The 25,980-nt window shown below is 66.6% G+C and carries 26 protein-coding genes; 13 read left to right on the top strand and 13 right to left on the bottom strand.

Going from position 1 to position 25,980, the window contains the following annotated elements; all coding sequences use genetic code 11:
* Positions 1 to 3: 3 nt before the first annotated feature.
* Positions 4 to 1,218 carry an argininosuccinate synthase gene (locus AAC014_RS06255; protein WP_339705676.1) on the bottom strand — a complete coding sequence of 405 codons (1,215 nt, stop codon included), beginning with the start codon at positions 1,216 to 1,218 and terminating at the stop codon, positions 4 to 6.
* Between the two features lie 127 nt (positions 1,219 to 1,345).
* Between AAC014_RS06255 and AAC014_RS06250 the strand changes: the two genes are divergently transcribed.
* Both AAC014_RS06250 and AAC014_RS06245 read left to right on the top strand, forming a co-directional pair.
* Entirely contained in the window at positions 1,346 to 2,020 is a 675-nt protein-coding gene (locus AAC014_RS06250) for an EF-hand domain-containing protein (RefSeq protein WP_339705674.1), read from the top strand.
* Between the two features lie 219 nt (positions 2,021 to 2,239).
* Complete coding sequence (locus AAC014_RS06245; protein WP_339705672.1) at positions 2,240 to 2,449, top strand: hypothetical protein; 210 nt, start codon at positions 2,240 to 2,242, stop codon at positions 2,447 to 2,449.
* 46 nt (positions 2,450 to 2,495) lie between these two features.
* On the opposite strand, the gene AAC014_RS06240 is transcribed toward AAC014_RS06245, so the two are convergent.
* Both AAC014_RS06240 and AAC014_RS06235 read right to left on the bottom strand, forming a co-directional pair.
* The gene (locus AAC014_RS06240) at positions 2,496 to 3,362 is read right to left on the bottom strand and encodes a hypothetical protein (protein ID WP_339705670.1); all 867 of its coding nucleotides are present in this window, start codon (positions 3,360 to 3,362) and stop codon (positions 2,496 to 2,498) included.
* Positions 3,363 to 3,433: 71 nt separating this feature from the next.
* Positions 3,434 to 5,755: a S8 family peptidase gene (locus tag AAC014_RS06235; protein ID WP_339705668.1), complete on the bottom strand. Its 2,322-nt coding sequence runs from the start codon at positions 5,753 to 5,755 to the stop codon at positions 3,434 to 3,436.
* 69 nt (positions 5,756 to 5,824) lie between these two features.
* On the opposite strand from AAC014_RS06235, the gene AAC014_RS06230 reads away from it, so the two are divergent.
* Complete coding sequence (locus AAC014_RS06230) at positions 5,825 to 6,535, top strand: pyrimidine 5'-nucleotidase (RefSeq protein WP_339705665.1); 711 nt, start codon at positions 5,825 to 5,827, stop codon at positions 6,533 to 6,535.
* Complete coding sequence (gene dapD, locus AAC014_RS06225; RefSeq protein ID WP_339705662.1) at positions 6,532 to 7,353, top strand: 2,3,4,5-tetrahydropyridine-2,6-dicarboxylate N-succinyltransferase; 822 nt, start codon at positions 6,532 to 6,534, stop codon at positions 7,351 to 7,353. Before AAC014_RS06230 ends, dapD begins: the two co-directional genes overlap by 4 nt.
* Here the strand turns inward: dapD and rpoN are convergent.
* The 9 genes from rpoN to hemC all read right to left on the bottom strand — a co-directional run bounded on the left by rpoN (position 7,350) and on the right by hemC (position 15,072).
* Positions 7,350 to 8,876 (bottom strand): RNA polymerase factor sigma-54, encoded by a 1,527-nt coding sequence (gene rpoN, locus AAC014_RS06220; protein ID WP_339705659.1) that lies wholly within the window; start codon positions 8,874 to 8,876, stop codon positions 7,350 to 7,352. The genes dapD and rpoN overlap by 4 nt on opposite strands.
* 4 nt (positions 8,877 to 8,880) lie before the next feature.
* Positions 8,881 to 9,651 carry an LPS export ABC transporter ATP-binding protein gene (lptB, locus tag AAC014_RS06215; RefSeq protein ID WP_339705656.1) on the bottom strand — a complete coding sequence of 257 codons (771 nt, stop codon included), beginning with the start codon at positions 9,649 to 9,651 and terminating at the stop codon, positions 8,881 to 8,883.
* Between the two features lie 132 nt (positions 9,652 to 9,783).
* Positions 9,784 to 10,320, bottom strand: coding sequence for an LptA/OstA family protein (locus AAC014_RS06210; RefSeq protein WP_339705654.1), 537 nt, complete (start codon positions 10,318 to 10,320; stop codon positions 9,784 to 9,786).
* Entirely contained in the window at positions 10,317 to 10,946 is a 630-nt protein-coding gene (lptC, locus tag AAC014_RS06205) for an LPS export ABC transporter periplasmic protein LptC (protein WP_339705651.1), read from the bottom strand. Before lptC ends, AAC014_RS06210 begins: the two co-directional genes overlap by 4 nt.
* A gap of 11 nt (positions 10,947 to 10,957) precedes the next feature.
* On the bottom strand, positions 10,958 to 11,575 hold the full coding sequence (locus AAC014_RS06200) for a ribonuclease D (RefSeq protein WP_339705648.1): 618 nt from the start codon (positions 11,573 to 11,575) through the stop codon (positions 10,958 to 10,960).
* Entirely contained in the window at positions 11,572 to 12,321 is a 750-nt protein-coding gene (locus AAC014_RS06195) for a TerC family protein (protein WP_339706574.1), read from the bottom strand. The genes AAC014_RS06200 and AAC014_RS06195 overlap by 4 nt, the downstream gene beginning before the upstream one ends.
* A 56-nt stretch (positions 12,322 to 12,377) precedes the next feature.
* Positions 12,378 to 13,445, bottom strand: coding sequence for a hypothetical protein (locus AAC014_RS06190; RefSeq protein ID WP_339705645.1), 1,068 nt, complete (start codon positions 13,443 to 13,445; stop codon positions 12,378 to 12,380).
* Positions 13,442 to 14,149, bottom strand: a complete 708-nt coding sequence (locus AAC014_RS06185) for a uroporphyrinogen-III synthase (protein ID WP_339705642.1) — start codon at positions 14,147 to 14,149, stop codon at positions 13,442 to 13,444. Before AAC014_RS06185 ends, AAC014_RS06190 begins: the two co-directional genes overlap by 4 nt.
* Entirely contained in the window at positions 14,146 to 15,072 is a 927-nt protein-coding gene (gene hemC, locus AAC014_RS06180) for a hydroxymethylbilane synthase (RefSeq protein WP_339705640.1), read from the bottom strand. The genes AAC014_RS06185 and hemC overlap by 4 nt, the downstream gene beginning before the upstream one ends.
* A gap of 37 nt (positions 15,073 to 15,109) precedes the next feature.
* Here hemC and tsaD point away from each other — a divergent pair, with 37 nt between their 5' ends.
* From tsaD to AAC014_RS06165, 3 genes are all read left to right on the top strand, one after another.
* Positions 15,110 to 16,132 (top strand): tRNA (adenosine(37)-N6)-threonylcarbamoyltransferase complex transferase subunit TsaD, encoded by a 1,023-nt coding sequence (gene tsaD / locus AAC014_RS06175; protein WP_339705638.1) that lies wholly within the window; start codon positions 15,110 to 15,112, stop codon positions 16,130 to 16,132.
* Positions 16,129 to 17,106 (top strand): NAD(P)H-dependent glycerol-3-phosphate dehydrogenase, encoded by a 978-nt coding sequence (locus tag AAC014_RS06170; RefSeq protein ID WP_339705636.1) that lies wholly within the window; start codon positions 16,129 to 16,131, stop codon positions 17,104 to 17,106. The genes tsaD and AAC014_RS06170 overlap by 4 nt, the downstream gene beginning before the upstream one ends.
* Positions 17,107 to 17,303: 197 nt before the next feature.
* Positions 17,304 to 18,473, top strand: a complete 1,170-nt coding sequence (locus tag AAC014_RS06165) for a trypsin-like serine protease (protein WP_339705634.1) — start codon at positions 17,304 to 17,306, stop codon at positions 18,471 to 18,473.
* Positions 18,474 to 18,529: 56 nt separating this feature from the next.
* Here AAC014_RS06165 and AAC014_RS06160 read toward each other — a convergent pair whose 3' ends face one another.
* A complete protein-coding gene (locus AAC014_RS06160; protein WP_339705631.1) occupies positions 18,530 to 18,673 on the bottom strand; it encodes a DUF1674 domain-containing protein in 144 nt (47 codons plus the stop codon).
* A gap of 82 nt (positions 18,674 to 18,755) precedes the next feature.
* Between AAC014_RS06160 and AAC014_RS06155 the strand changes: the two genes are divergently transcribed.
* From AAC014_RS06155 to purH, 6 genes are read left to right on the top strand one after another with little or no spacing between them, the layout of a single operon-like run.
* Positions 18,756 to 19,580, top strand: coding sequence for an SDR family oxidoreductase (locus AAC014_RS06155; RefSeq protein WP_339705628.1), 825 nt, complete (start codon positions 18,756 to 18,758; stop codon positions 19,578 to 19,580).
* Between the two features lie 57 nt (positions 19,581 to 19,637).
* Positions 19,638 to 20,552, top strand: a complete 915-nt coding sequence (gene htpX / locus AAC014_RS06150; RefSeq protein WP_293780636.1) for a zinc metalloprotease HtpX — start codon at positions 19,638 to 19,640, stop codon at positions 20,550 to 20,552.
* A gap of 2 nt (positions 20,553 to 20,554) precedes the next feature.
* Entirely contained in the window at positions 20,555 to 21,820 is a 1,266-nt protein-coding gene (locus AAC014_RS06145; protein ID WP_339705623.1) for a transcription antitermination factor NusB, read from the top strand.
* Between the two features lie 44 nt (positions 21,821 to 21,864).
* Positions 21,865 to 22,536 carry a ribulose-phosphate 3-epimerase gene (gene rpe / locus AAC014_RS06140; RefSeq protein ID WP_339705620.1) on the top strand — a complete coding sequence of 224 codons (672 nt, stop codon included), beginning with the start codon at positions 21,865 to 21,867 and terminating at the stop codon, positions 22,534 to 22,536.
* Positions 22,533 to 24,266: a heparinase II/III family protein gene (locus AAC014_RS06135; RefSeq protein ID WP_339705617.1), complete on the top strand. Its 1,734-nt coding sequence runs from the start codon at positions 22,533 to 22,535 to the stop codon at positions 24,264 to 24,266. Before rpe ends, AAC014_RS06135 begins: the two co-directional genes overlap by 4 nt.
* 16 nt (positions 24,267 to 24,282) lie before the next feature.
* Positions 24,283 to 25,875 (top strand): bifunctional phosphoribosylaminoimidazolecarboxamide formyltransferase/IMP cyclohydrolase, encoded by a 1,593-nt coding sequence (gene purH / locus AAC014_RS06130; RefSeq protein ID WP_339705614.1) that lies wholly within the window; start codon positions 24,283 to 24,285, stop codon positions 25,873 to 25,875.
* Positions 25,876 to 25,980 lie beyond the last annotated feature (105 nt).

Below are 25,980 nucleotides of genomic sequence, written 5' to 3'. Positions count from 1 at the left end.
GGTTTAAGCGCCCCGGCGCCCCAGAAGGCGCAGGCGCAGGGCGTTCAGCTTGATGAAGCCTTCGGCGTCGCGCTGGTCGTAGGCGCCGGCGTCGTCTTCGAAGGTGACGACCTTTTCGGAATAGAGCGAGTTCGGCGACTTACGGCCGACGACCCAGGCCGAGCCCTTGTAGAGCTTGAGGCGGACGGTGCCGCTGACCTTTTGCTGGCTGTGATCGATGGCGGCCTGCAGCATCTCTCGCTCCGGGCTGAACCAGAAGCCGTTGTAGACGAGTTCGGCGTAGCGGGGGCCGAGTTCGTCCTTGAGGTGGGCGGCGCCGCGGTCGAGCGTGAGCTGCTCGATGGCGCGGTGGGCGATGTGGAGGATGGTGCCGCCGGGGGTTTCGTACATGCCGCGCGACTTCATGCCGACGAAGCGGTTCTCGACGAGGTCGAGACGACCAATACCGTGCGTGCGGCCGTAATCGTTGAGCTTGGCGAGGAGGTTTGCCGGGGACAGCGCCTCGCCGTTGATCGCGACCGCGTCGCCTGCGTCGAACTCGACGGTGATGTATTCGGGCGTATCGGGCGCGTCTTCCGGGTTCACGGTGCGCGAGAAGACGTAGTCGGGCACTTCCTCCCACGGGTCTTCGAGGACCTTGCCTTCAGAGGAGGTGTGGAGGAGGTTCGCGTCGGTCGAGAACGGCGCTTCGCCGCGCTTGTCCTTGGACACGGGGATCTGGTGCGCCTCGGCGAACTCGATGAGGCGGGTGCGGCTGGTGAGATCCCACTCGCGCCACGGCGCGATCACCTTGATGTCGGGGTTGAGGCCGTAATAGCCCAGCTCGAAACGGACCTGATCGTTGCCCTTGCCGGTCGCGCCGTGGCTGACGGCATCCGCGCCGACCATTTTGGCGATCTCGATCTGGCGCTTCGCGATCAGCGGCCGGGCGATCGACGTGCCGAGCAGGTAAAGACCCTCGTAGAGCGCGTTCGCGCGCATCATCGGGAACACATAGTCCTTCACGAACTCTTCCTTGAGATCGTCGATGAAGATGTGCTCGGGCTTCACGCCCATCAGCTCCGCCTTGGCGCGCGCCGGCCCGAGCTCCTCGCCCTGGCCGAGATCGGCGGTGAAGGTCACGACCTCGCAGGCATAGGTCTGCTGAAGCCATTTCAGGATCACGCTCGTGTCGAGACCGCCAGAGAAGGCCAGAACCACGCGCTTGATATCAGACATCCAACCAGACCTTTCGCGAAAAAACGAAGTACGCGCGCCCTTCGCATTGATGAACGGCATATTCAAGGGAGAGTCAGCGCGGGCTGCGTATAGGCAGATAATCAGATGCTGAAACGGAGTACCGACAGTGACCAAATTCCTGATGATCGGCGCATCGGCTGCCGCGCTTATGGCGCTTCCCGCGATCGCGCAGACTGCCGCCCCGGCGCCTGCGGAAAAGGCAGCCCGCTGGAGCGCGCCCGAGACGCGTGCGGACGTTGAAAAGAAGATCGCCGAGCGCTTCGCGGCGGTGGACGCGAACAAGGACGGCGCCGTTACCGAGGCCGAGGTCAAGGCGCACGCCGAAGCGCGGCGCGCCGAAGGCGAAAAGAAAATGGCCGAGGCACGCACGCGCATGTTCGAATCGATGGACGCCGACAAGAACGGCCAGATCAGCCGCACGGAATGGGATTCGCACCACGCCGGGATGAAAATGAAGTGGATGGAACACCGCGAGACGGCAGCGGCCGGCGGCAATGAGCGCCGCGAGATGCGCATGAAGTTCAAGGATGGCGAGGGGCGCAAGGGCCACCATATGATGCACCGCGGCGGAATGGGCTGGGGCGGCTTCGGTGAGAAGGGCTTTGAAACCGCTGACGCCAACAATGACGGACGCGTCACGCTCGCCGAGGCGAAGGCGAAGGCGTTTGCACGCTTCGACGCCGCCGACACGAACAAGGATGGTACGCTGAGCCCCGACGAGCGCCGTGCGGCGCACGAGGCGAAGCGCGCGGAACGTCGCGCGGAGCGCGGCGACAGCTGATCGGCACGTCCCAGTCCGATCTGCTGTATTGAGAGCGCGGGGCGCCGTTTCCGATCCCCCCTGTCGGAAACACGCCCAAAACGCGCGGAGGGCCGGCATTCTCACGCTTGAGAATGCCGGCCCTCTGTCTTTTCGGGGGTATCCCTACGCACAAGACGACTCGACTTCGCGCGCGAGCCCGATAGCTTTGCAACAAAAGCATAACCGGGGAGATTGGCCATGACTGGCGGAATCAGAGTCAGCCTGAAGTGCGAGAACTGCGGCGGCATGGACTTTGCGGTGTCGGAGCGTCCTGCCGAACGCGACTGGATCGTCTGCACCGAGTGCGGCAAACAATTGTCCACGGTCAGCGAGCTGGACGACGAGGTGGTGCGGCTGGCGCACGCGGCTGTTCGGCAGCGGGACATGGCGCGGGGCGCGCACCGCTAGCGGGGATCGATTTCAGCTAACGACCTGAAAATGGCGGCTTCCTGCGCTAGCGGACGAAGACGCTGCGCGTAATCCATGCCTGATCAGGGTTGAATACGAGCAGGCCTGCATCTCCGATCAGGGCAGATTTAAGCACGCAGGATTCTATGGAACCTCCCAAAGGAGGACGCCCTGGAAACACTGCGCAAATGCGTCCGCCGAAGCGCTCGTAGACTTTGATCTCGCTCTTGAGATCATGCATTGGCATAGGGCCCTCTGCCGTGTTCTCCGCACCCATCCACAAGAGGGAGGCAATTGCTCGCAGATCGGGTTTGCCGGCAACAACAAATGGCGGTGATGCGTGATGAGCAAGGAGCTTGGCTTGCGAGACCGGGCCCAAGCCTGCGATCTGGATCTGCTCGCGGTCATATAGAAGGGCGCGCAGGCGATATCTTCCGACTTCCGCCATTTCGTTGCACAACGTTGGTGCATCCGTAGGAGCGCAGGGCTTTTCTCGACCATTCCATTTGAAACTGACCCCGCCAACATCAGAGGCTGGAATTGGGGCCATGACCAATGCTCCGACAGGTTCGAGGTAGCGGGTGGCTGGGTTTGGATCATCCCGTTCCAGAGAGATGACGACTGACGATCCTGCAGGCACATTTCGCCACGTAACCGGAGCACCGATGGCTTCGCCTTTGTGATACTGGCGCTTTTCGGTTTGTCCCACACAGATTTCTGGCCCCGAACTGGGCTTCGCTGCTCCGTCGCAAACAGATTGCGGTGGGATTACATCAACGCCGTATGGGTCGCGGATGAGTTCGGATTTTATGTCATTGCTGGCACAAAACATGCCGTCAAAGTGAACCGGATTATTGTCGAGCGTGATGCTGTTCCAGACGACGACAGCGATCAATCCGAAGGTAACGGTCAAAATGCCTGCTGGGCTTTTCTGATTCGGCCTCAACTCCAATTCCTTACAAGAGCGCGTCGAGGTTAACGGCGCTAGAACCGTGCTCTGAGGCGGAGCGCTGCGCCCATGTCGTCGTCGAGCGAGGCGATGTGGCCGGGGTCGCGGCGCCAGAAGAGGTTTGTGTCGAGGTGGCCGATGCCGGCCAGGGGCAGCGACCACGCGGCTTCCACGCTGATCTCGCGGCCCGAGGGCGCGAGCGTGAAGGTGCGGCGGGTGTAGCCTGCCGTTTCGGTTTCGTAGTCGTAGCTCGTCGGGATATCGGCGCGGAGCGCGCCGCCTTCGACGCGGAGCGGCTGGGCGATTCGCACCGAGACCGTGTCGCCGCGTGCGACCACGCCCGATTTCGTCACGTCGAACGCGAAGGCGAGGGTGCGGAGTGCATTCGCGCCGGAGATGAGGCCGCCTGCGGCGACATCGAGATGGGAGAGCCCGCCGCGTGCCTGCGCCGCGACGCGCCAGCCGTTCCCGGCATCCATCGCCCAGTCGAGGCCGAGGAAATTGCTGGAGGCGCGTGTCAGCCCGAGCGCTGCTGAGCCTTCGGCGCCAAGGATGCTGCCGCTTTCATCGAGGCGGCTCCACGTGACGCTGACGTCTGACGCGCCGATGCGGCGCGCGGCGCTGGCGGCGAACAGCTGCATGGCGTCCGTGTCGCGGCGCCGGTCCCACGCGCTGCCGGGGCTGAGCGACCGGGTTTCGCCCGTGCCCGCCGCCATGCCGAAGGTCCAGCTGCCGATGCGCTGGCTGACCGCCGCGGCGCGCGTGCCCGCGATAGAAACGCCGTCGTCGCGCAGCGCATCTCCGCTCGCGATGAAGCGCGAGCCCGGCGCGCGCGTGCCCGCCATGTTCGCAAGCAGATCGTCCGCGCCGTAACCGGCCGCGAAGCCGACACCCGTGCCGGGGGTGACGCTGCCGGTGACAAAGCCGCGCGTGACGCTGGCGTCCACGTCTGCGCGGGCATCGATGCCGCCCGACTGGGCGAGGCCGAGCCAGGGCCGCGTGCTGACAGCGGCGTTCCACGACAGGCTGTAGCCGGCGATGCCGAAGGCGTCGCGCGCCTCTTCGGTGTTGGTCTGCAGCGCAGCGGCGAGGCGCGGCGCGGGGGCGATGCGCGAAATGCCCGCGCCGAGATCGGCGACGTAGGCGCGGCCGTAGCTGTCGAGAACGACGATATCGGAAAGCGCGCCGGTGAGATCACCGCCGTCGCCGAGCGCGCCGCCGAGCACCGCGAGCGAACCCGCTTCGCTGGTAACGGGCACGCTGCTCCCCGCAAGCGCGGTGGCGCCGATCGGCGAGAAGGCGCGGACGAGATCGAGAATGCCCTGGCCGAAGACTGTGTCGTCACCCGCCGCGCCCGCATCGCGCGCGGTGCGGAACAGGATGTCGATGATCTCGTCGGCGCTCAGCGTGGGGAAGGCGTCCGCCAGCAAGGCGACGGCGCCGGCGATGCCGGGAGCGGCGTAGGAGGTGCCGCTGAACCAGTAGTGGGTACCGGTATGATCGAAGCTGCGCACCCCCTCGCCGAGCGTGGCGATGTAGTGCGCCGCGAAACTGCCCGCGCGGTTGCTGAAGCTTGAAAGCGCATCGGTATCGTTCACCGAACCCGCGATGATGACGCGGCCGCGTGCCGCCGGATCGCTTGCGATCTGAGCGAAGGGATCGGGATTCGAAAGGCTGTCGTTGCCTGCCGAGATGACGACGATGACGCCCGCTGCGGTCGCGTTTGCAATCGCGGTGCGCAGGCGCGAATTGGGCCCCTCGCCGCCGAGCGACATGTTGATGACGCGCGCGCCCGCCGAGACTGCCGTATCGATCGCAATGGCGATGTTGTTGTCCGAATGCGAGCAGCCGTCGGTTGAGGTGCAGGTGCCGGGCGTGTCGGTTCTGAGCGCGATCAATGTCGCGTCGAAGGCGAGGCCGTGGATGCCGCTGTCGTTCTTCGCTGCGAGCGCGACGGCGGAGACGGAGGTGCCGTGGCCGTCGGTATCGTCGACACTGCGCGCGCCTGCGATGTCGCGGCTCGCCGAATCGATGCGGCCTGCGAATTCGGCGCTCTGGATATCAACGCCGCTGTCGATGACCGCGATTTTCACGCCCGCGCCGGTCGCGCCGTCCTCGTAGGCCGCGATCGCACCCGCCGACGCCGCGGCGTTGGAGCGATTATATTCGGCCGTATCGTAAACGGGGCTTGGCGTGGGTGTCGGGGTGGGTGTCGGTGTCGGGGGCGGCGTGACCGTGCCCGGCGCCACGGGGCGCGTGCCGCCTCCACCGCCGCCGCATGCGGCGAGGAATGCAGCCATGCACAGCGCCGAAACGGCAGTGAATCCACGAAGCTGCGTACTGACGCGTCGGCGCATATCCGCCAGCACCCCTATTGTTCCCTTTGCACCCCTGATGGCAGAATCGTCGCTTAAAGGCATTACCAAATGCTTGCGGAATCGACCGGTCGAAGCCATGACCCCCGCATGGACGCCTTCGGCCACATCGAGACGTGGATTTTCGATCTCGACAACACGCTCTATCCGCCGCGCGCGAACCTGTTCGCGCAGATCGACGAGCGCATGGGCGCATACATCATGCGCTTGATCGGGTGCGACGCTGTGGAAGCGCGGCGGGTGCAGAAGCGCTTCTTCCACGATCACGGCACGACGCTGCGCGGGCTGATGGACGGGCACGGCGTGGCACCAGCGGATTTCCTGAGCTTCGTGCACGACATCGACATGGGCGTGCTGGAGGCGGACAGCCGCATGGCGGCGGCGTTTGACAAGCTGCCGGGCCGCAAGCTCGTGTTCACCAACGCCGACACGGCCTATGCCGAGAGGGTGCTCGACCGGCTCGGCCTCGGCGGGGTGTTCGAGGCGGTGTACGATATCCACGCCATGGATTATCGGCCGAAACCCGATCCGAACGCCTATCACGGCTTCTGCACGGCGCACGGCATCCGGCCCGAACGCGCCTTGTTCGTGGAGGACATGGCGCGCAACCTCGTGCCCGCGAAGGCGATGGGCATGACGACGGTGTGGGCGGACAACGGCGCCGAAAGCGGCAGCTATCAGGCCGACCACGACAGCATCGACCACCGGATCGCCGACGTTGGCGACTGGCTTCATTTTATTACGACAGGGGTAGAAGCATGACCGATCTCGCCGCCATCATCGATCAGGCCTGGGAAGAGCGCGAAGGGCTTGGCCTTTCCACAACCGGCGCGGTGCGCGAGGCGGTGGAGGCCGCGATCGAAGGGCTGGACGCGGGCACCTACCGCGTCGCCGAGAAGGTGGACGGGGAGTGGCGCGTCAACCAGTGGCTGAAGAAGGCGGTGCTGCTGTCGTTCCGGCTGAACGATAACGCCATCGTCGAGGCCGGGGCGGGCGGCGCGCCGGCGTTCGACAAGGTGCCTTCGAAGTTCGCCGGATGGGGCGAGAACCGGTTTCGCGCGGCGGGCTTCCGCGTGGTGCCGGGCGCCACGGCGCGGCGCGGCGCTTACATCGCCAAGGGCGCGGTGCTGATGCCGAGCTTCGTCAACATCGGCGCTTATGTGGGCGAGGGCACGATGGTCGATACGTGGGCCACCGTCGGCAGCTGCGCGCAGATCGGCAAGGGCGTGCACATTTCGGGCGGCGTCGGCATCGGCGGCGTGCTGGAACCGCTGCAGGCCGGACCAGTGATCATCGAGGACAATTGCTTCATCGGCGCGCGCAGCGAAGTCGCCGAGGGCGTGGTGGTGGAAGAGGGCGCGGTGCTCTCCATGGGCGTCTATCTCGGCGCCTCCACGAAGATCGTCGACCGCGCGACGGGCGAAGTGATGCGCGGGCGCGTGCCGGCTTACTCCGTGGTCGTGCCGGGCTCGCTGCCGGGCGCGGACGGCGGGCCGGGGCTTTACTGCGCGGTGATCGTGAAGCGTGTCGATGCGCAGACACGGAGCAAGACGGGCATCAACGAGCTTCTGAGGGACTAAGCCGCCGCGCTCTGGATAGCGGCGGCGCGGCGACGTTCGACCGAGGAGCCGATGCCCATCGCCTCCCGGTATTTCGCGACGGTGCGGCGGGCGATGTCGAAACCGGCGTCGTTGAGCAGCTCGACGAGCTTGTCGTCGGAGAGGATCTTGCCGCCGCGCTCGCCTTCGATGAGTTCGCGGATCTTGGTTTTCACCGATTCGGCGGAGACGGCGTCGCCGCCGTCCGAGGCCTGAATCGCCGAGGTGAAGAAGTATTTCAGCTCGAAGAGGCCGCGCTCGCACGAGAGGTACTTGTTCGAGGTGACGCGGCTGACGGTCGATTCGTGCATCCCGATGGCGTCGGCGATGGCGCGGAGATTGAGGGGCTTCAGGTGCTGGACGCCGTGGAGGAAGAACGCCTCCTGCTGGCGGACGAGCTCGGTCGCGACCTTGATGATCGTGCGCTGGCGCTGATCGAGCGCCTTGATGAGCCAGTTCGCGGATTGCAGACAGTCCGACAGGAAGCTCTTCGCCGCCTTGCCGCCCGTGCCTGAAAGTTCCGCATAATAGCTGCGGTTGACGAGGAGGCGCGGCAGCGTCGCGGCGTTGATCTCGACTGCCCAGCCGCCCGATACGGTGCGCGCGACGAAGATGTCGGGCATGATCGGCTGCGGGGGCTCGCCGCCGTAGGCGAGGCCGGGCTTGGGGTTGTAGGCGCGCAGCTCGGAGATCATGTCGGAGAGGTCTTCGGCATCGACGCCGCAGATGCGGCGCAGCGTCGCCAGCTCGCCGCGCGCGAGCAGATCGAGGTTCGAAAGCAGCGTCGCCATCGCGGGATCGTGGCGGTCCGCCTCGATCGCCTGCAGCGCCAGGCACTCGCCGAGCGAACGCGCGCCGACGCCGGTCGGCTCGAACGTCTGGACGATCTTCAGCACGGCCTCGACATCGGCGGTGGGCACCTGCAGGCGTGCGCCGATTTCATTGAGATCGCCGGTGAAATAGCCGCTTTCGTCGATGAGATCGATGATGTGGCGCGCGATGATCTGCTGCACCTCGTCCATGCCCGCGAGCTGGGCGAGGAGCGTGTCGTGGAGCGAGAGTTCGGCGGAGAGCGTGGCGTCGAAGCCTTCGCTGTCCTCGCCGCCGCCCGCGCCCGCGACGGTGGGACCCGCGACGCTGAGGCTGCCGTCGAGGCCGCCGGTGCCGGGGGCGGGCATGTCGCTCGCGCAGTCGTGGTGGAAGGTTTCGGCGGCGTGGTCGACGTCGAGCGGTGCATCGGCATCGCCGGCGCCTGCCGCGATGAGCTGGTCCGAGCCCGCCGGATCGGGTGCTGACCACTCGTCGGACGCGATTTCGGGGGCGTCGGAGGGCTCCGCCGGAGCCTCGCCCGCCGCTTCGAGCAGCGGATTGCGTTCGAGTTCGCCGTTGATGTAACTTTCGAGCTCGAGGTTCGACAGCGCCAGCAGCTTGATCGCCTGCTGCAGCTGGGGGGTCATTACCAGCTGCTGCGAGTGCCTCAGATCAAGACGCGGACCGATCGCCATGGCGCTAGAGGCTGAAGCTTTCGCCGAGATAGACCTTGCGCACCGTCTCGTCGGCGACAAGCGCCTCGGGCGTGCCTTCGAAGAGCACGCGGCCGTCGTAGATGATGCAAGCACGGTCCACGATCTCCAGCGTTTCGCGGACATTGTGATCGGTGATGAGGACGCCGATGTTGCGGTCTTTGAGGTGGCCGACGAGGTTGCGGATGTCGGCGATCGAGATGGGATCGATGCCCGCGAACGGCTCGTCGAGGAGCATGATCGAGGGGTTCGCGGCGAGCGCGCGGGCGATCTCGCAGCGGCGGCGTTCACCGCCCGACAGCGACATGGCGGGCGCCTTGCGAAGCCGCGCGATGGAGAATTCGCCGAGCAGCTGATCGAGCCGCGCCTCGCGCGCTGCCGGGTCGGGCTCCGAGACTTCGAGCACGGCGCGGATATTGTCTTCCACCGTCATACCGCGAAAAATCGAGGTTTCCTGGGGCAGATAGCCGACGCCGAGCGCGGCGCGGCGATACATGGGAAGGCCGGTGATATCGATGCCGTCGAGGAGGATGCGGCCCGAATCGGGCATCACCAGCCCCATGATCGAATAGAAGCACGTCGTCTTGCCCGCGCCGTTCGGCCCAAGCAGTCCGACGACCTCGCCCCGCCGTACGCCGAGCGACACATCGCGCAGCACCACGCGCTTGTCATAGCGCTTTCCGATGGACACGACAGCGAGACCGCGTTCGGTATCGACCGCGGGAGTCTCGTCCTCCATCGTCATGACTTCGCTCATGGCGGCTTTCTACCTCACGAATACTTAACGACAAATGCAGGCTGGCGCCCAATTGGCGCAATTTGTGCATGGTCGGTTTCGGCAATGCAAGCCGAACGGGACCAAACAGAATAAAAAGGATCGTTTAGGCGGTTACTGCGAACCGCGCGGGGGCACCACGAAGCGGCCGGTGACGCGGGGGCCGCCGTCCGTCGCGCTGGCCGAGCCGTCGAGTGTCGAACGGCCGTTTTCAAGGTCGATGACCAGCCGCTCGCCGCGCAGCACGCTATCGCCGCGATTGAGCACGACGCCGCCGACAAAGGTGATCTGGCGGGTCTGGACATCGTAGATGCCGAGGCGCGAACTTACGCGCTCGCTGGGGCTGACAAGCTGCACGCCGCCTTCGGCATCGAGCCGGTTGATCGCAAGATTGCCGCCCGCGGCATTTTCGTAGAACACGCGCATCGTTGCGGCATTCAGCGTCATGTTGCCTTGCACGACGCGCACCGCGCCCGAAAAGATCGCCTGCGAATCGCGGTCGCGCACCTCGATGCGCGCGGCATCGATATCGATGGGCGCGCGCGTGTCGTGGCCTTTCAGCGCCGAGCTGCCGAAGCCGCTCTGCGCGGAGGCAGCAAGGGGGAGCGTAAGCGCTGCTGCGGCAGCGAGGAGAAGGGCGGAGCGGATCATCGCTGCGTAATCCGCATTTTCACGCCCCCTGACAAGGTGACAACGCGCGTTTCCATGTCGGCCTCGAGTCGGGAGGCTGAAAACGAGCCGAGCGGCATACGCCCGCTGACCCGCCCGACGCTCGTCACCTTGCGTGTCGGCAGGCTGACCGCGACGTCGCCGGTTTGCAGAACATAGCCGTCCGGGCGGTGGAAAACGACCGGGCCGAGGACATTGAGCTTTTCCGCTTCGAGATCGTAGCGGCCGCTCGGCGCGGTGACGGTCGCGATGCCTTCCTGCATCGTGAGGCGCGCCTCGATGCGCTTCAGCTCCACGACCGGTTCGTTCGAGGTGCGCTGCACGGCCTCGTCCGCGAGGATGCTGAACGGTCGGCCCCGGCTGTCTTCGCCGCGATACATCGGCGCTTCCATGCGCAGCCGCTCGCCCGCCTTTTCAACAGCGTCGCGCGACAGGATGAAGCTGAACTCCTGCTGCGCGGTGAGCGGCCAGACGAGGCACGCGAGCAGGATGAGCGCGGCGGTGGCGGGCAGCAGGCGCTTCAGGATGACGACCTGCCGATCCCACGCGCTTCCGGGCATCGCCCAGCGGCGGCGGTCGCTGGCAAGTTCGTCTGCGGCCTGCGTCATCGTTGTTCAGCTCAGCTTTCGTGGCTGAAAATATCCTTGTCGGCCCAGCCGGCAAGGTCGAGCGCGGCGCGCGTCGGGAGGAAATCGAAGCACGCCTGCGCCAGCGCCGTGCGCCCTTCGCGCTCCAGCCGTTCTTCGAGGATGGCCTTGATGCGGTGCAGATAGCGCACGTCGGACGCGGCATATTCGATCTGCGCCTCGCTGAGCGTTTCGGCGCCCCAGTCCGACGACTGCTGCTGCTTGGAGATGTCCTGCCCGATCACCTCACGCGCGAGATCCTTGAGACCGTGGCGGTCGGTGTAGGTGCGGATGAGCTTCGAAGCGATCTTGGTGCACCACACGGGCGCCATCACGATGCCGAGATACTGCTGGATGAGCGCGACGTCGAAGCGCGCGAAGTGCAGGATCTTGAGCCGCGACGGATCGGTAAGCACAGCCTTCAGGTTGGGCGCATCGAACTGGCCGAGCGGGAACTGCACCAGATGCTCGTCCCCCCAGCCGTCCGAAAGCTGCACGACGCAAAGCCGGTCGCGCAGCTGGTTGAGGCCCATCGCCTCGCAGTCCACGGCGATGGCGCCCGGGGCGAAGACGTCGGCGGGCAGGTCGCCCTTGTGTAGATATGCGGTCAATCCTGTTTCCCTTCACGGCGCCGCCTTGCCCGGCGCGACAGCATGTTCAAAACCTCGACCAGAACCGAGAAGGCCATCGCCGCGTAGATATAGCCCTTGGGCACGTGCGCGCCGAAGCCTTCGGCGATCAGCGTGGTGCCGATCATCAGCAGGAAGCCGAGCGCGAGCATCACGACAGTGGGGTTCTTGTCGATGAAGTTGGCGAGCGGGTCTGCGGCGAGCAGCATACAACCCACCGCGACGATGACGGCGACGACCATGATCGGCACGTGTTCGGTCATGCCCACCGCCGTGATGATCGAATCGATCGAGAAGACGAGATCGAGCAGGATGATCTGCGTGATCGCCGATCCGAAGCTCATCACGGCCTTGCTTGTATCGAAAACATCGCCGCTCGGATCCGGATCAACGCTGTGATGGATTTCCTTCGTGGCTTTCCACACGAGGAACAGGCCACCAGCGATGAGGATGATGTCCCGCCACGAGAAGCCCTGCCCGAAAAGTTCGATAACCGGCTTCACCAGCGTGACGATAAAGGCGACCGTCGCGAGCAGGCCGAGGCGCATCAGGAGCGCAAGGCCGATGCCGATCCGCCGCGCCTTTTCGCGCTGGCCTTCCGGCAGCTTGTTGGTGAGGATGGAGATGAAGATCAGGTTGTCGATGCCGAGTACGACTTCCATCGCGATCAGCGTGATCAGCGCCGCCCACGTCGCTGGCTGCATGAACAGTTCGATAAGGCTTTCCATCATCCGCCTGTCTTAGCGTGGGTTGAATTGCGCACAAGAATTCGAGCGTCGCGCGTCTAAAGCGATTGCGACTTTTTCTGCTTTTTGTCCGCGGGCACGGTGAGCGGAAGGTCGGTATCTTCGAGAAGGACGGAGGCTTCGAGCTGCTGCAGCGCGCCGTAGCTGTTCGCGTAAGCTTCCGCTGAGATACGCCATTGCCGGGCAAGCTGCTGCGTGCGGGCCGGAAGCCGCTGCATGGCGAGCAGCGCGCCGGAAACATCGCCCTGCGAAAGCCGCGTCGCCATATCGGCGAGCCGCGCTTCGTTGGCGGTCTGCGCCGCGGCTGTGCCTTTTTCGCGGACCTGCACGAGACTGGCGACACCGGCCTTGAATTGCGACCAGAGGGACTCCGCCTTTTCGGGGGCTGCGCTTTCGGCGAGCTGGGGCCGGATCTGTTCGAAGCGGCGGCGCAGCACGGCGAGCGTCGGCGCATCGGGCGACTCGGTGAGCAGCCGTTCGACGGCATCGGCATCGGCGGCGGCGAAATGGCGGCGCAGCGCCGGCGCCAGGACGGCGAGGCTCTGGCCCTGTTCGGCGGCGCGCCTTGCCGCCGTGACCAGCAGCACGCCGCGCGCTTTTTCAGCGCTTGCGGCGGCCGCTTCGATCGAGCGTGCGGCGCTGCCGCCGACCTGCTCGATCTTCACGTTGAGACCTGCAAGCTCGGCGGAGACGTTGTCGAGACGCGTCGACGCTTGCGCCTGTCCGCGATCGAGCGCTTCGATGCGCGCTTCAAGCCGCGCGAGACGCTCCAACCCGGGGCCGGTGCCGAGTGCAAGCGGCATGGGGTCGTTGAGCGCAGGCGGCGCGCCTGCGCTGTCCACCAGAGGCGCAGGTGCGCTCGGGCGGGTTTCGAGCGCGGTGACGCGCGCTTCGAGCTGGGTGATCGCGCCGGCTTCACGCTCGACGCGTGCCGCGATCGATTCGACGTCGGGGCGCTGCAATGCACCGGGCAGGCGCGTGCGAATATTCGTTTCGAACCAAGGGCTCAGGAGCAGCCCGGCCGCGAACAGAACCAGCCCGGCCACCAGCACCCAGGGTAAAGCGTTGCGCGGTCGGGGCGTTTCGCGGGTTTCGTCGTCGATCATCGCGTCCTCGTCAGCGGTGCCTTACGCGTCTGCTTCTCGCACAACAGCCCCGCTGCCGCAAACAGCGCGTCCTCATCCGGCGCGGCAGCAACCGCACGGGCGGCCCAACCGGCGCCCGCGGCGTCGGCCGCATTGCGGCTGATTGCCGAGAGGCGCACATCCTTGCGGTGCGCACCAAGCGCGGCACCAAGAGCCTCCCCGCCGCGCGGCGAATAGACGAGCGCAACGTCGGCAGCCCGTGCCGCCTTGAGCTCCGCTTCGGACCAGCGGTGGAAGTGCGCGCCGTAAACGACGCGGCGTTCGACCCTAAGCCCCGCCGGCGGTGGATAGCTGGCGATTTCAATGCCGGAGAGGTGCAGGATATCGCCGATGCCTTCCTCGGCGATGGCGGCGAGCAACTCTCCGCCGTCCTCCACCTCCGGCGTGCGGATATCGGTGAAGCCCGCGTCCTGCGCGGCGGCGGCGGTACGCGGGCCGACGCAGAAGCACGGCAGCCCGAGATAGGGCGCCATCGCCGGGCCGCCTTCGCGCGCCGCCGCGGCGCTTGTCAGCATGACAGCCTCCGGCATGGCGGCGGGCTGCGACCATTCCTTCGCCCTCACCTCGAACAGCGGGGCGACCACGGGCTCGTGGCCCAGCGCGCGAAGGCGCTCGGCAGTGTCGGCAGCGCCTGGCTGCGGGCGGGTAATGAGGACACGCGTCATGCGGCGAAGAGGCTCCGAAGGGCGGGCGATGCCCGGTTCAATAATGTTCTTGCGAGGGTTTCAGCGGCCGGGGCCGCATCGATTTCCGAAAAACGGGTTTCTCCCGCGATGCGTTCCTGACCATCCGTGCTGAGGATTTCGGCGCGAAGACGGAAGTCTGCGCCGTCCCGCTCGGCAAGCGCGGCGACGGGGCTGTGGCAACTGCCGCCGAGCGCCGCGGCGAAAGCGCGCTCGGCGACGAGCGCCGTCATCGCATCGGCGTCGCTCACGGCGGCGAGGTGCCCGAGGACGGTATCGTCGCCGGCGCGGGCTTCGATCGCGATGATCGCCTGCCCCGGCGCGGGGAGCATCGCTTCGACCGGTATGGGCGCGCCGACATCGTGCATCCCGAGCCGACCGAGACCGGCACTCGCGAGCAGCGTTGCGTCGGCTTCGCCGGCATCAATGCGGGCAAGCCGCGTCGCCACGTTGCCACGGAACGGTACGAGGCCGAGGCCGGGGATGCGCGCGAGAAGCTGCGCGGCGCGGCGCGGCGAGGTGGTGCCGACGCGCATTCCCGGCCTCAACGCGTCGAGGCCGGAGACGCCGATGATTCGTTCGCGCACGTCGGCGCGGGGTAGCGCGGCGGCGAGCGCGATGGTGTTGGGGCGGATGCTCTCCATGTCTTTCGCGGAGTGGACGGCGAAATCGATCTCGCCCGCGATGAGTGCGCGGTCGAGCTCCTTCGTCCACAGCGCCTTGCCGCCGATCTCGGCGAGTGGACGGTCCTGGACCTTGTCGCCGGTGGTCTTGATCGGAACGATCTCGACTCTGTCTTCAGCCCAGCCGTGCGCGGCAATGAGTGCGGCCGCGGCGGCGCGCGCCTGTACGAGCGCGAGCGGCGACCCGCGCGTTCCGAGTTTCAGAGGCTCAGCCTTGTGCATGGGGGGCGGCGTATCTAGTTACGAGCGCGGAGACAATATGATCGTTCTGGGTCTTGAATCGAGCTGCGACGAAACGGCGGCAGCGCTCGTCGACGGAAACCGCACCATTCTTGCCCAGCGCATCGCGGGGCAGGAAGAGGCGCACCGGCCCTATGGCGGCGTGGTGCCGGAGATTGCGGCGCGCGCGCACGTCGATCGGCTGGCGCCGCTCATTGAGGCGGTGATGGCGGAGGCGGGGCTTGGTTTCGGCGATCTCGATGCCGTCGCGGCGACGGCGGGGCCGGGGCTGATCGGCGGGGTGATGGTCGGACTCGTGACCGGCAAGGCGCTGGCGCTGGCGAGCGGCAAGCCGCTCGTCGCGGTCAACCACCTCGAAGGCCATGCGCTTTCGGCGCGGCTTGCCGATCCTGGCCTCGAGTTTCCGTATCTGCTGCTGCTGACATCGGGCGGGCACTGCCAGCTGCTCGGCGTGGAGGTCGTCGGGCGCTACCGGCGGCTCGCCACGACGATCGACGACGCGGCGGGCGAGGCGTTCGACAAGGTGGCGAAGATCCTGGGGCTCGGCTTTCCGGGCGGCCCCGCGGTGGAGCGTGCGGCGCGGGACGGCAACCCGAAAGCGGTGCCGTTGCCGCGTCCGCTCGTGGGGAGCGGGGATTCCAACTTCTCGTTCGCGGGGCTGAAAAGCGCCGTGCTGCGCGCGGCCGGAGGCTCGGTTCCCGATCTTGCGGCGAGTTTCCAGCAGGCGGTGGTCGACTGTCTTGTCGACCGGACGCGGATCGCGCTCGGGCGTATGCCGGAGGCGACGCGGCTTGTCGTGGCGGGCGGTGTCGCGGCGAACGGTGCGATCCGGGCAGCGCTGCAGCGGCTCGCCGACGACAGCGGCATCGGTTTCACCGCGCCGCCACTTGCGCTCTGCACGGACAATGCGGCGATGATCGCATGGGCCGGAATCGAACGGCTGCGCGCCGGATACACGGACACGCTCGACGTGCCGGCGCGCGCGCGCTGGCCGCTCGATCCGGACGCCGAGCCGGTGCGCGGGGCAGGAGTGAAGGCATGAAGGTTGGCGTGATCGGCGGCGGCGCGTGGGGCACGGCGCTTGCGGAGGTCGCTGCGGGAAACGGCGACGTGGTGCTGTGGGCGCGTGAGCCCGAAGTGGTCGAGGACATCAACGCCGTGCGCGAGAACCGGCTGTTCCTGCCCGGCGTGCGGCTTTCCAAAGCGATAACCGCAACGGGTGATCTTGATGCGCTCGGCGATTGCGGCGTGCTGCTTGTTGTAGCGCCGGCGCAGCATGTGCGGAGCGTGCTTGGCGGCGTGCCCGGCCGCGACACGCCGATCGTGCTTTGCGCGAAGGGTATCGAGGCGGCGACGCGCAAGCTTGTCGGCGAGGTTGCAGCGGAGGTGCTGCCGGAAGCGCCGCTCGCCGTGCTTTCCGGGCCGACATTTGCGCGCGAGGTGGCGATGGGGCTGCCGACCGCGATTACCTTTGCGTGCGCGGACCGGGCGCTCGCCGAGCAGCTGATCGCGCGCATCGCGGCGCCGCGCTTCCGCCCCTACTGGACCGACGACGTGATCGGCGCGGAGGTGGGCGGCGCGATCAAGAACGTGCTCGCGATCGCGTGCGGTGTCGTCGTCGGGCGCAGGCTGGGCGAGAACGCGCGCGCCGCGCTCATCAGCCGGGGCTTTGCCGAAATGCTGCGCTTCGGCATCGCCAAAGGTGCGCGTTCCGAAACGATGCGCGGGCTCTCCGGGCTTGGCGATCTGGTGCTCACCTGCTCGTCGACGCAGTCGCGCAATTTCTCGCTCGGCCACGGGCTTGGCGAGGGCAAGAGCGCCGGGGAACTGCTCAGCGACCGGCTGACGGTGGCCGAAGGGGCGTTCACGGCGCCCGTGCTGCAGGCTGCGGCGGATGAGCTTGGCGTCGACATGCCGATCACGCGCGCGGTGTGCAGTTTGCTCGACGGCAGCGCGTCGGTGGATACGGTGATCGCCGAGCTGCTTTCCCGGCCTCTGCGCAGCGAGGACATTTGAGTCAGCTCCTGTCGGCAAATTTTACAACCGAATAACAAGATTGCTGTGCCGGAATATTAACCATATGTTTTCGCTGGGTTTCGCCAATGTGGCGCGGCTCTTGCTTGGACCCGCCCCATCTGCGTGACCGCCACGCGGCACGCCGTGCGTACCCCTGCTGGGAGGGGTTTGCGTCTCTGGTATCAGGGTGGGAAAACATGCAAAAATCCATTCTCGTCGGAGCCTCGGCAATTGCGCTGGGGCTGGTTGCTTCGTCGTCTGCATTTGCCGGTGGAATCACCAAGGTTTCGATGGCGGACAACAAGGCTCTGCTGCAGCCGAAGCTGGTGGTTTCAAGCGCCAGCCAGGTGAACGATCCGCAGTTCAAGATTGGGGCAAGCGCCTATTCGGGTGTCGGCGGTCTCATCATGAACACGGATTCGCTCGATGCGGCCGGGTTCATCACGGTTTGCACCGGCACCTTCATCGCCGCGGATGTCGTCGTCACGGCGGCGCACTGCGTCGATGATTCCGATCTCAACCGCATCCGCTTCCGCACCGGCGCGGGCAATGGCCTTGCCGGCACGACCTTTGACGCCGAGTACGAAGCCTTCAGCTACTGGGTGCATCCGGACTTCGATTTTCCGAGCAACGACATCGCGTTCATCAAGCTGAAGAAATCGGCGGCGAACGGCGAAGAGATCTACGGCGTCTACACGGAGAACGATGAACTCGGCCAGATCCACACCAAGGTGGGCTTCGGCACGACCGGCGAAGGCACGGCGGGTACGCGCGGTATCACGCCCGCGACCGACGACTTCGACAAGCGCGCCGGCAACAACATCTACGAGGGACTCGGCAGCGACATCTTCTCGGATGTCGGCGATGGCGTGCTGCTGTTCGACTTTGACAGCGGCCTCGACGAGAATGACGTGTTCGGCACGGTGGACCGCGCCTTCTGCGGCGGGCTCGAACTCTGCTTCGCGCACGACACCGGGGTCGTGATCGACGGCGTGAGGACGGAAGCGAACAGCTCGCCGGGCGATTCTGGCGGACCGACCTTCATCGACGGCCTGATCGCCGGCATCACCTCGTTCGGCATCACCGGCGGCGTGTTCGACGGCGGTTGCGGACCGGGCTTCATCGATCCCGATTCGAACGCACCGGGTGTCGACGTGGGCGTTACGCCCGTGTCGAGCGCATGCACCAACTCCAGCTTCGGTGAGCTGTCGGGCGACACGCGCGTCTCTTTTTATCTCGATGAGATTTACGCGATGCTTCGCGGCGATCTGCGCATGATCTTCCTGCCCGAGCCGGGCATGATCGGCCTGTTCGGCCTTGGTGTCGTTGGAGCGCTCGCCGCGCGCCGTCGCCGCAAGACCGCATAACGTCCCCCGAACGCCGCTGCCCCCCGGCCCGCGGCGTTTCTAAAAAGGCATCGCCGTCAGAAATCGACGGCGATGCCTTTCCTTTCCCAGTCGCCGTAGCGCACCGGATCAGGGCCGGCGGGTCCGCCCTCTTCCTTCACCTTCGGCGCCGCATCGGGCGTCACGGGCTTTGCCGTTTTCGCGGGCTTCTTCTCTTCCATCGGGCTTTTCCACCATATTCATAGCTGTGCGCGCGCCGGCGGGCACGGCACCATGCGGGTGAGATAGGGGGAGGCAGACGACATGAAAAGCCTTGAAGGCCGAGCCATTGCCGTAACGGGCGCCGGAAGTGGCATTGGACGCGCGCTTGCGATCGGCCTTGCCAAACGTGGCGCGAAGCTGGCGCTTTCCGACAAGGACGCGGCCGGTCTCGCCGAGACCGCGCGGATGCTCGGCAATTATCCGCACACAAGCGCGGCGTTCGACGTGACCGACGAGGCGGCCCTGAAAGGCTGGATCGACGCTGCTGCCGCCGAATTCGGCAAGCTCGACGGCATCATCAACAACGCGGGGCTTTCCGTCGTGGCGCCGTTTGCAGACACGCCGAAGGCCGATTTCGACCGGGTGATGGCGGTGAATTTCGATGCGGTGGTGAACGGCTGCCGGCATGCCATCCCGCATCTGCGCAAATCCTCCGATGCGTGGCTGGTGAACATCTCTTCGGTGTTCGGCATGATGGGCTACCCCACCCAGTCCGCCTACAACGCTTCCAAATACGCGGTGCGCGGACTCACCGAGGCGCTGTACCTGGAACTCGCAGAGACCGATCCGCATATCAATGTGATCCGCGTGCACCCCGGCGGCATCAAAACGAACGTCGCGCGCAACGCCAAGTTCATCAAGGGCATGGACGGGCGCACCAACGCGCTCGATTCCGGCGACGAATTTGAAAAGTCGGCGCGCACGACGCCCGAGGCGGCCGCAGAAACGATCATCCGCGGCATGGAGCGCGGACAGCACCGTGTACTCATCGGCAATGATGCGCGCTTCATCGACCTGATGACACGCTTATTCCCGGTCAGCTATTTCAAGCGCATCGGCAGTTTTCTCGGCAGCGGAAAGTCTTGAAGCGGGGCGGGCGCATCCCGATAATGTGACGCGAGGACAGAAGGAGCCTCGCGTACCATGGGTCAGATGAAGACGGTGATGCTGCTGGCGGCGCTGACGGCGCTGTTCATGGGGCTGGGCTACATGCTCGGCGGCAGCGGCGGCGCATTGATCGCGCTTCTGATTTCCGGCGGCATGAACCTGTTCGCGATCTGGAACGCGGACAAGATGGTGCTGCGGATGCACAACGCGCGCGAGGTGGATGAACGGAGCGCGCCGGAATTCGTGGGCCTGGTGAAAAACCTCGCGCTGCGTGCGGGCCTGCCGATGCCGAAAGTGTTCATCATCGATACCGATGCGCCCAACGCGTTCGCGACGGGGCGTAACCCGGAGAACGCGGCGGTTGCGGCAACCACCGGCCTGCTGCGTATCCTCGACCGGGACGAGATCGAGGCCGTGATGGCGCATGAACTCGGCCACGTGAAAAATCGCGACACACTGCTGATGACGGTGACGGCGACGCTCGCGGGCGCGATCTCGATGCTTGGGAATTTCGCGCTGTTCGCGGGCGGCAACAACCGCAACCCGCTCGCGATCATCGCGGCAGTGATCGTTGCGCCGCTGGCCGCGATGCTGGTGCAGATGGCGATCAGCCGCACGCGCGAATACGGCGCGGACCGCGCGGGCGCCGAAATCAGCGGCAAGCCGATGAAGCTTGCGTCGGCGCTGCAGAAGCTCGCGGCAGGTGCGGCGCGCATCCCCAATCCCTATGCGCAGAAGAATCCGGCCGCAGCGCAGCTCTATATCGTCGAGCCGCTGATGGGCGGCGGCATGGACAATCTGTTCTCGACGCACCCGAACCCTGAAAACCGCGTCGCGGCGCTTAGCCGAATCGCGCAGGACATGGGGCAGGGCACGCGACCGCAAAGCATCAACGAAGCCGCCGCGCGCGGCCGTGTGAGCGCGCTCGATCCGCTCAAGCGTCGTCGCTGAGCATGGAGCAGATTTCCGGTGTACCCGCGCGCGCCGCGGCGCTCGCGCTCCTGCAAGCCGTGCTGTGGCGCGGCGAGCCGCTCGACCGCAGCATCGATCGTGCATTCCGCAAGCTCGATGCGCCCGCCGATCGCGGCCTCGCGCGCGCCATCGTTTCGGGCGTGCTGCGGCATCTTCCCGATCTCGATGCCCTGATCGACAGCGCGACGAAGAAGCCGCTGCCAGATGATGCGCGTGCGCGGATGGTGCTGCGCATGGCGCTCGTTCAGACGATCCTGCTTGAAACGCCGCCGCACGCGGTGATCGCGACGGCGTTGCCGCTCCTTGAAGGCGGGCCGCGCAGGCTTGCGCACGGGGTGCTTTCTACCCTGCTGAAGCAGGGCGCGACGCTGCCGTCTCCGCCCACGCTGCCCGACATGTGGACGGTGCGCTGGGGCGCGTCGTGGGGCGAGGATGTGATCGCGGCTGCTTCCGTGGGGCTTGGGGCGGAGCCGCCGCTCGACCTGACGCTGCGGGATGCTGCCGATACGGCGCCGTGGATCGAGCGGCTGGGCGGTACGTCGCTGGTGCCTGGCCATGTCCGGCTGGCGCGGCATGGGCGCATCGAAGAGCTGCCCGGATTCGAAGAGGGTGCTTGGTGGGTGCAGGATCTGGCGGCGTCGCTGCCGGCGCGGCTGCTGGGCGCAAAGGCGGGAGAGACGGTCGCTGACATTTGTGCTGCGCCCGGCGGCAAGACGCTGCAACTGGCGAGCGCGGGCGCGCAGGTGATCGCGCTCGACATTTCCGAAAATCGCATTGCGCGGGTGCGCGAGAATCTTGAGCGGACGGGTCTGTCGGCGGACGTGGTCGCGGCTGACGCGCTGAAGTGGAAACCGCCTGCGCCGCTCGACGCTGTGCTGCTCGATGCGCCCTGTTCGGGCACCGGCATCTTCCGGCGGCACCCGGACGTTCTGCACCTGAAATCGGCGCGCCAGATCGGCGAACTCGTACGGATGCAGGCCGCGCTGATGGATCATGCGTTCGACACGCTGAAGCCCGGCGGACGGATGCTCTACTGCGTCTGCTCGCTGGAGCGGGACGAAGGCGAGTCGCAGGTCGCGGCGTTCCTTTCGCGGACACCGTGGGCGCGCGTAGTCCCAGTGACGCCGGAGGAGCTTCCTGCCGGAATCGCGCCGAATCCCGAGGGTTTCGTGCGGACGTTGCCCGGACAGCTTGCCGCCGAGGGGGGGCTCGACGGGTTTTTCATGGCGCGCATCGCGAGGGTTTGAGGCACGAATTTGACCTCCCGGCACGGGATGTTAAAGCCGGTCACATGCAGCAGCCTGTCCGTATCGCGCCTTCCATCCTTTCCGCTGATTTTGCCGAGCTCGGCGCCGAGGTGCGCCGCATCGATGCGGCGGGCGCGGACTATATCCATGTCGATGTGATGGATGGGCATTTCGTACCGAACATCACGATAGGGCCCGCTGTGGTGAAGGCGCTGCGGCCGCACACGGCGAAACCCTTCGACGTGCATCTGATGATCGCGCCGGTCGACCCGTACCTGGAAGCCTTCGCGGCGGCGGGTGCGGACATTCTTTCCGTGCACCCCGAATCGGGGCCGCACCTGCACCGCACGGTCCAGACGATCCGCGCGCTCGGCAAGAAGGCGGGCGTCGTGCTCAATCCCGCGACGCCGCTCAGCGTGCTCGACTATGTGATCGAGGATCTCGATCTTGTACTCGTGATGAGCGTGAACCCCGGGTTCGGCGGGCAGTCCTTCATCGACAGCCAGCTTCGCAAGATCGAGGCGATCCGGAAGTTGATCGATGCGACCGGCAAGACGATCGACCTGGAGGTTGACGGCGGCATCGACATGGCGACCGCGCCGCGCGCCATCGCGGCGGGCGCGGACGTGCTTGTGGCGGGTACGGCGACGTTCCGCGGCGGGCCGGACGCCTACGGAGCAAACATCGCGCGCCTCAGGGGAGGCGGCGCGGCGTGAGTGATGCGGGCGGCAGGGACGATGGCGGGCGTGATGGCCAGCGCTTGACGCGCGGGCGCGGCGCCGCGCGGACGCTCGGCGCGCGCCTCTCCGAAAAGCTCGCCCGCATCGGCTATGCGACGCCGCTCCACAACCGCAAGCTGCGCGGACGGCCGCCGCTGAAACTGCTCGCCGTGGCGGCAGACCCGATCGTGGGCGACGTTGCGGCGGGGCGCGAGATCGCGGCGGGCAAGCTCAGCTTCGGGGGGCATACGGAAGCCATCCGCACGCTCAACTTCGCCACGGCGCGCGCGCCGCTCGCGTGGCGCGAATGGGTGCATGGCTTCGAATGGCTGCGCGACCTCGCGGTGGCAAGCGACCGCAAGAAGGGCGCGATCGTCGCCGAACTCGTCGTCGAGGCGTGGCTCGCGAGCTACCGCGAGTATGACGAGCTGGCGTGGCGCGCCGACCTTGCCGGGCGGCGGCTGATGTTCTGGCCGCTCTATGCGCCCTACATTCTTTCACGCGGCGATCCCATTTACCGCAGTCTCGTGCTCAACCACCTCGCGCGGACCGCGCGCCATGTTGATCGTGCGTGCGAGAAAATGCCGGAGGGGATGCCGCGCGTGGAGGCGGCGGCTGGCTTGCTCGCGGCCGGGCTGATTCTGCCCGAAGGCGCGGCGCGGACGGTGCGTGCCGAGAATGCGCTGCGGAAGGCGCTCGAAGACGTGCTGCTTCCGGGCGGCGGCGTTGCGAGCCGCCGGCCTTCCGATGCGCTGGTGCTGCTCGAACGGTTGCTGACGCTCCGTGCCTTTTATGAAGCGCGCAAGACCGACGTTTCCGAAGTGGTCGCCGAGGCGATCGAGACGGTGGCTTCGGGTGCGAAGGGGCTCCTGCTTGGCGACGGGCGGCTTGCATCGATCCACGGCGGCAACGTCTGCGCGCCGGAACGGATCGCCAAGGCGCTCGCGCTTGTCGGCGGCAATGTGCGGCCGACGCGGAACGGGGCGGCTTCGGGCTTCCAGCGCATGGACGCGGGCAAGACGGTGATCGTCGTCGATGCCGGTCCGCCGCCCGCCAAGGACGCGGGCAGCGGCGCGCACGCGGGGACGCTCGCGTTCGAAATGTCGGACGGCGACGCGCGCATGATCATCAACTGCGGCGGCAGGGACGGCGCGGCGTCAGCGCTGCCGGACGCGCTTGCCGGGCTGCTCCGCACGACGGCGGCGCATTCGACGCTGATCGTGAACGACACCAATTCGACGCGGCTCCTCGGCGGCGGCGGGCTCGGCAAGGGCGTTGGCGAGGTCGTCGTGACGCGGCACGAAAGCGAAGAGGGCTGCTGGCTCGACGCGACGCACGATGGCTATGCGAAACGCTTCGGCGTCATGCACCGCCGCCGCATTTTCCTTGCGGCTGACGGGCGCGACATCCGCGGCGAGGATGCACTTGAACCCGTGCGGGTCACCCGGTTGCTCGGCCGCCGCAAGGCGCTGCCGTTCGACGTTCGCTTCCACCTTGCGCCCGGCGTCGAGGCGACACCGACCGCGGACGGCAAGGGCGCGCTCTTGAAGCTCGCGGCGGGGCGCGTGTGGCAGATGAAGGTGCGCGGCGGCCGCCTGACGGTTGACGAGAGCATCTTCGTGGACGAAAGCGGCAAACACCGCAGCGTGGCGCAAATCGTCGTCAGCGGCGAAACGGAAGACGGCGGCGCGACGGTCAACTGGTCGTTCAAGCGCGCAAGCAAATAACAGGCAGGACATGACGATGAGCGAGATGCCGGTGAAGGTCACCCGGGCACTGATTTCGGTTTCGGACAAGACGGGCGTGGTCGACCTCGCCAAGGCGCTCGCCGCGCGGGGTGTGGAACTGCTCTCCACCGGCGGCACGGCGAAGGCGTTGCGCGACGCGGGGCTCGACGTGAAGGACGTGTCGGAGCACACGGGCTTTCCCGAGATGATGGACGGGCGCGTGAAGACGCTGCACCCGAAGGTGCACGGCGGGCTGCTGGCACTGCGCGATCATCCCGAACACGCCGCCGCGATGCGCGACCACGACATTACGCCGATCGACGTGGTGGTGGTGAACCTCTACCCGTTCGAGGCGACGGTCGCGAAGGGCGCGGGCCGCGAGGAGATCATCGAGAACATCGACATCGGCGGGCCTTCGATGGTGCGTTCGGCGGCGAAGAATCACGGCTTTGTCGCGATCCTTACCGATCCCGCTGATTATGCCGAGTTTATCGCGGCGCTTGATGCCAATGACGGGGCGACCGATCTTGTGCTTCGCAAGCGTCTCGCTGCCAAGGCGTTCGCGGCGACGGCGGCCTACGACAGCGCGATTTCCTCCTGGTTCGCATTTGGCGATCAGGGCGCGACCTTCCCCGATACGCTGACGCTTGCGATGACCCGCGGCGGCGAGCTGCGCTACGGCGAGAACCCGCACCAGAAGGCGGCGTTCTATGCGCCGCGCGGGCCGCACACCAAGGGCATCGGGCAAGCCCGGCAGGTGCAGGGCAAGGAACTCAGCTACAACAATCTGAACGACGCCGACGGTGCGCTCGAACTCATCGCCGAGTTCAAGGACGCGGGTCCTGCGGTCGCGATCATCAAGCACGCGAACCCGTGCGGCGTGGCGACGGGCGCGAGCCTTGCCGATGCCTACGGCGCAGCGCTTGCCTGCGATCCCGTGTCGGCGTTCGGCGGCATCATCGCGGTCAACCGCGCGCTCGACGCAGCGGCGGCAGAAGCGATCACTGGTATCTTCACCGAGGTCGTCGTGGCGCCGGACGCCGATGAAGCGGCGCTGGCGATCTTTGCGAAGAAGAAGAACCTGCGTCTGCTGCTCACCGCGCTGCCGGACCCGGCGCGCGGCGGTCTTGCGCTGAAGACCATCGCGGGCGGCTATCTGCTGCAAGCGCGCGACAACGGTGCGATCGGCGTCGATGATCTGAAGATCGTCACCGCGCGGCAGCCGAGCCCGCAGGAGCTTGCCGATATGCTGTTCGCGTGGCGCGTCGCGAAGCACGTGAAATCGAACGCGATCGTCTACGCGAAGGACGGCGCGACCGCGGGCATCGGCGCGGGGCAGATGAGCCGGCTCGATTCGGCGCGCATTGCTGCGTGGAAGGCGCGCGACGCTGCCGAGACGGCGGGCTGGGCGCAGCCGAAGACGATGGGTTCGGCAGTTGCATCCGACGCGTTCTTCCCGTTCGCGGACGGGTTGCTCGCGGCGGCGGACGCGGGCGCGACGGCGGTGATCCAGCCGGGCGGATCGATCCGCGATGACGAGGTGATCGCGGCGGCCAATGAGAAGGGCCTTGCGATGGCGTTTACCGGGATGCGGCACTTCCGGCATTAGACTGGGCTTCGTCGCGGCGGTTGCTGCGGTGTTCCCCTCTCGCCAACCCTCTCGGAGGGGCGAGGGAGAAGGGGTGCTCGAAACGTCCTCCCCTGTGCGAATCGT

The organism is uncultured Sphingosinicella sp., from assembly GCF_963974575.1.
In the GTDB taxonomy this organism is placed as follows: domain Bacteria; phylum Pseudomonadota; class Alphaproteobacteria; order Sphingomonadales; family Sphingomonadaceae; genus Sphingosinicella.
The sequence above is the reverse complement of the archived record's forward strand: the minus strand, read 5'-3'. Positions and strand labels throughout refer to the sequence as shown.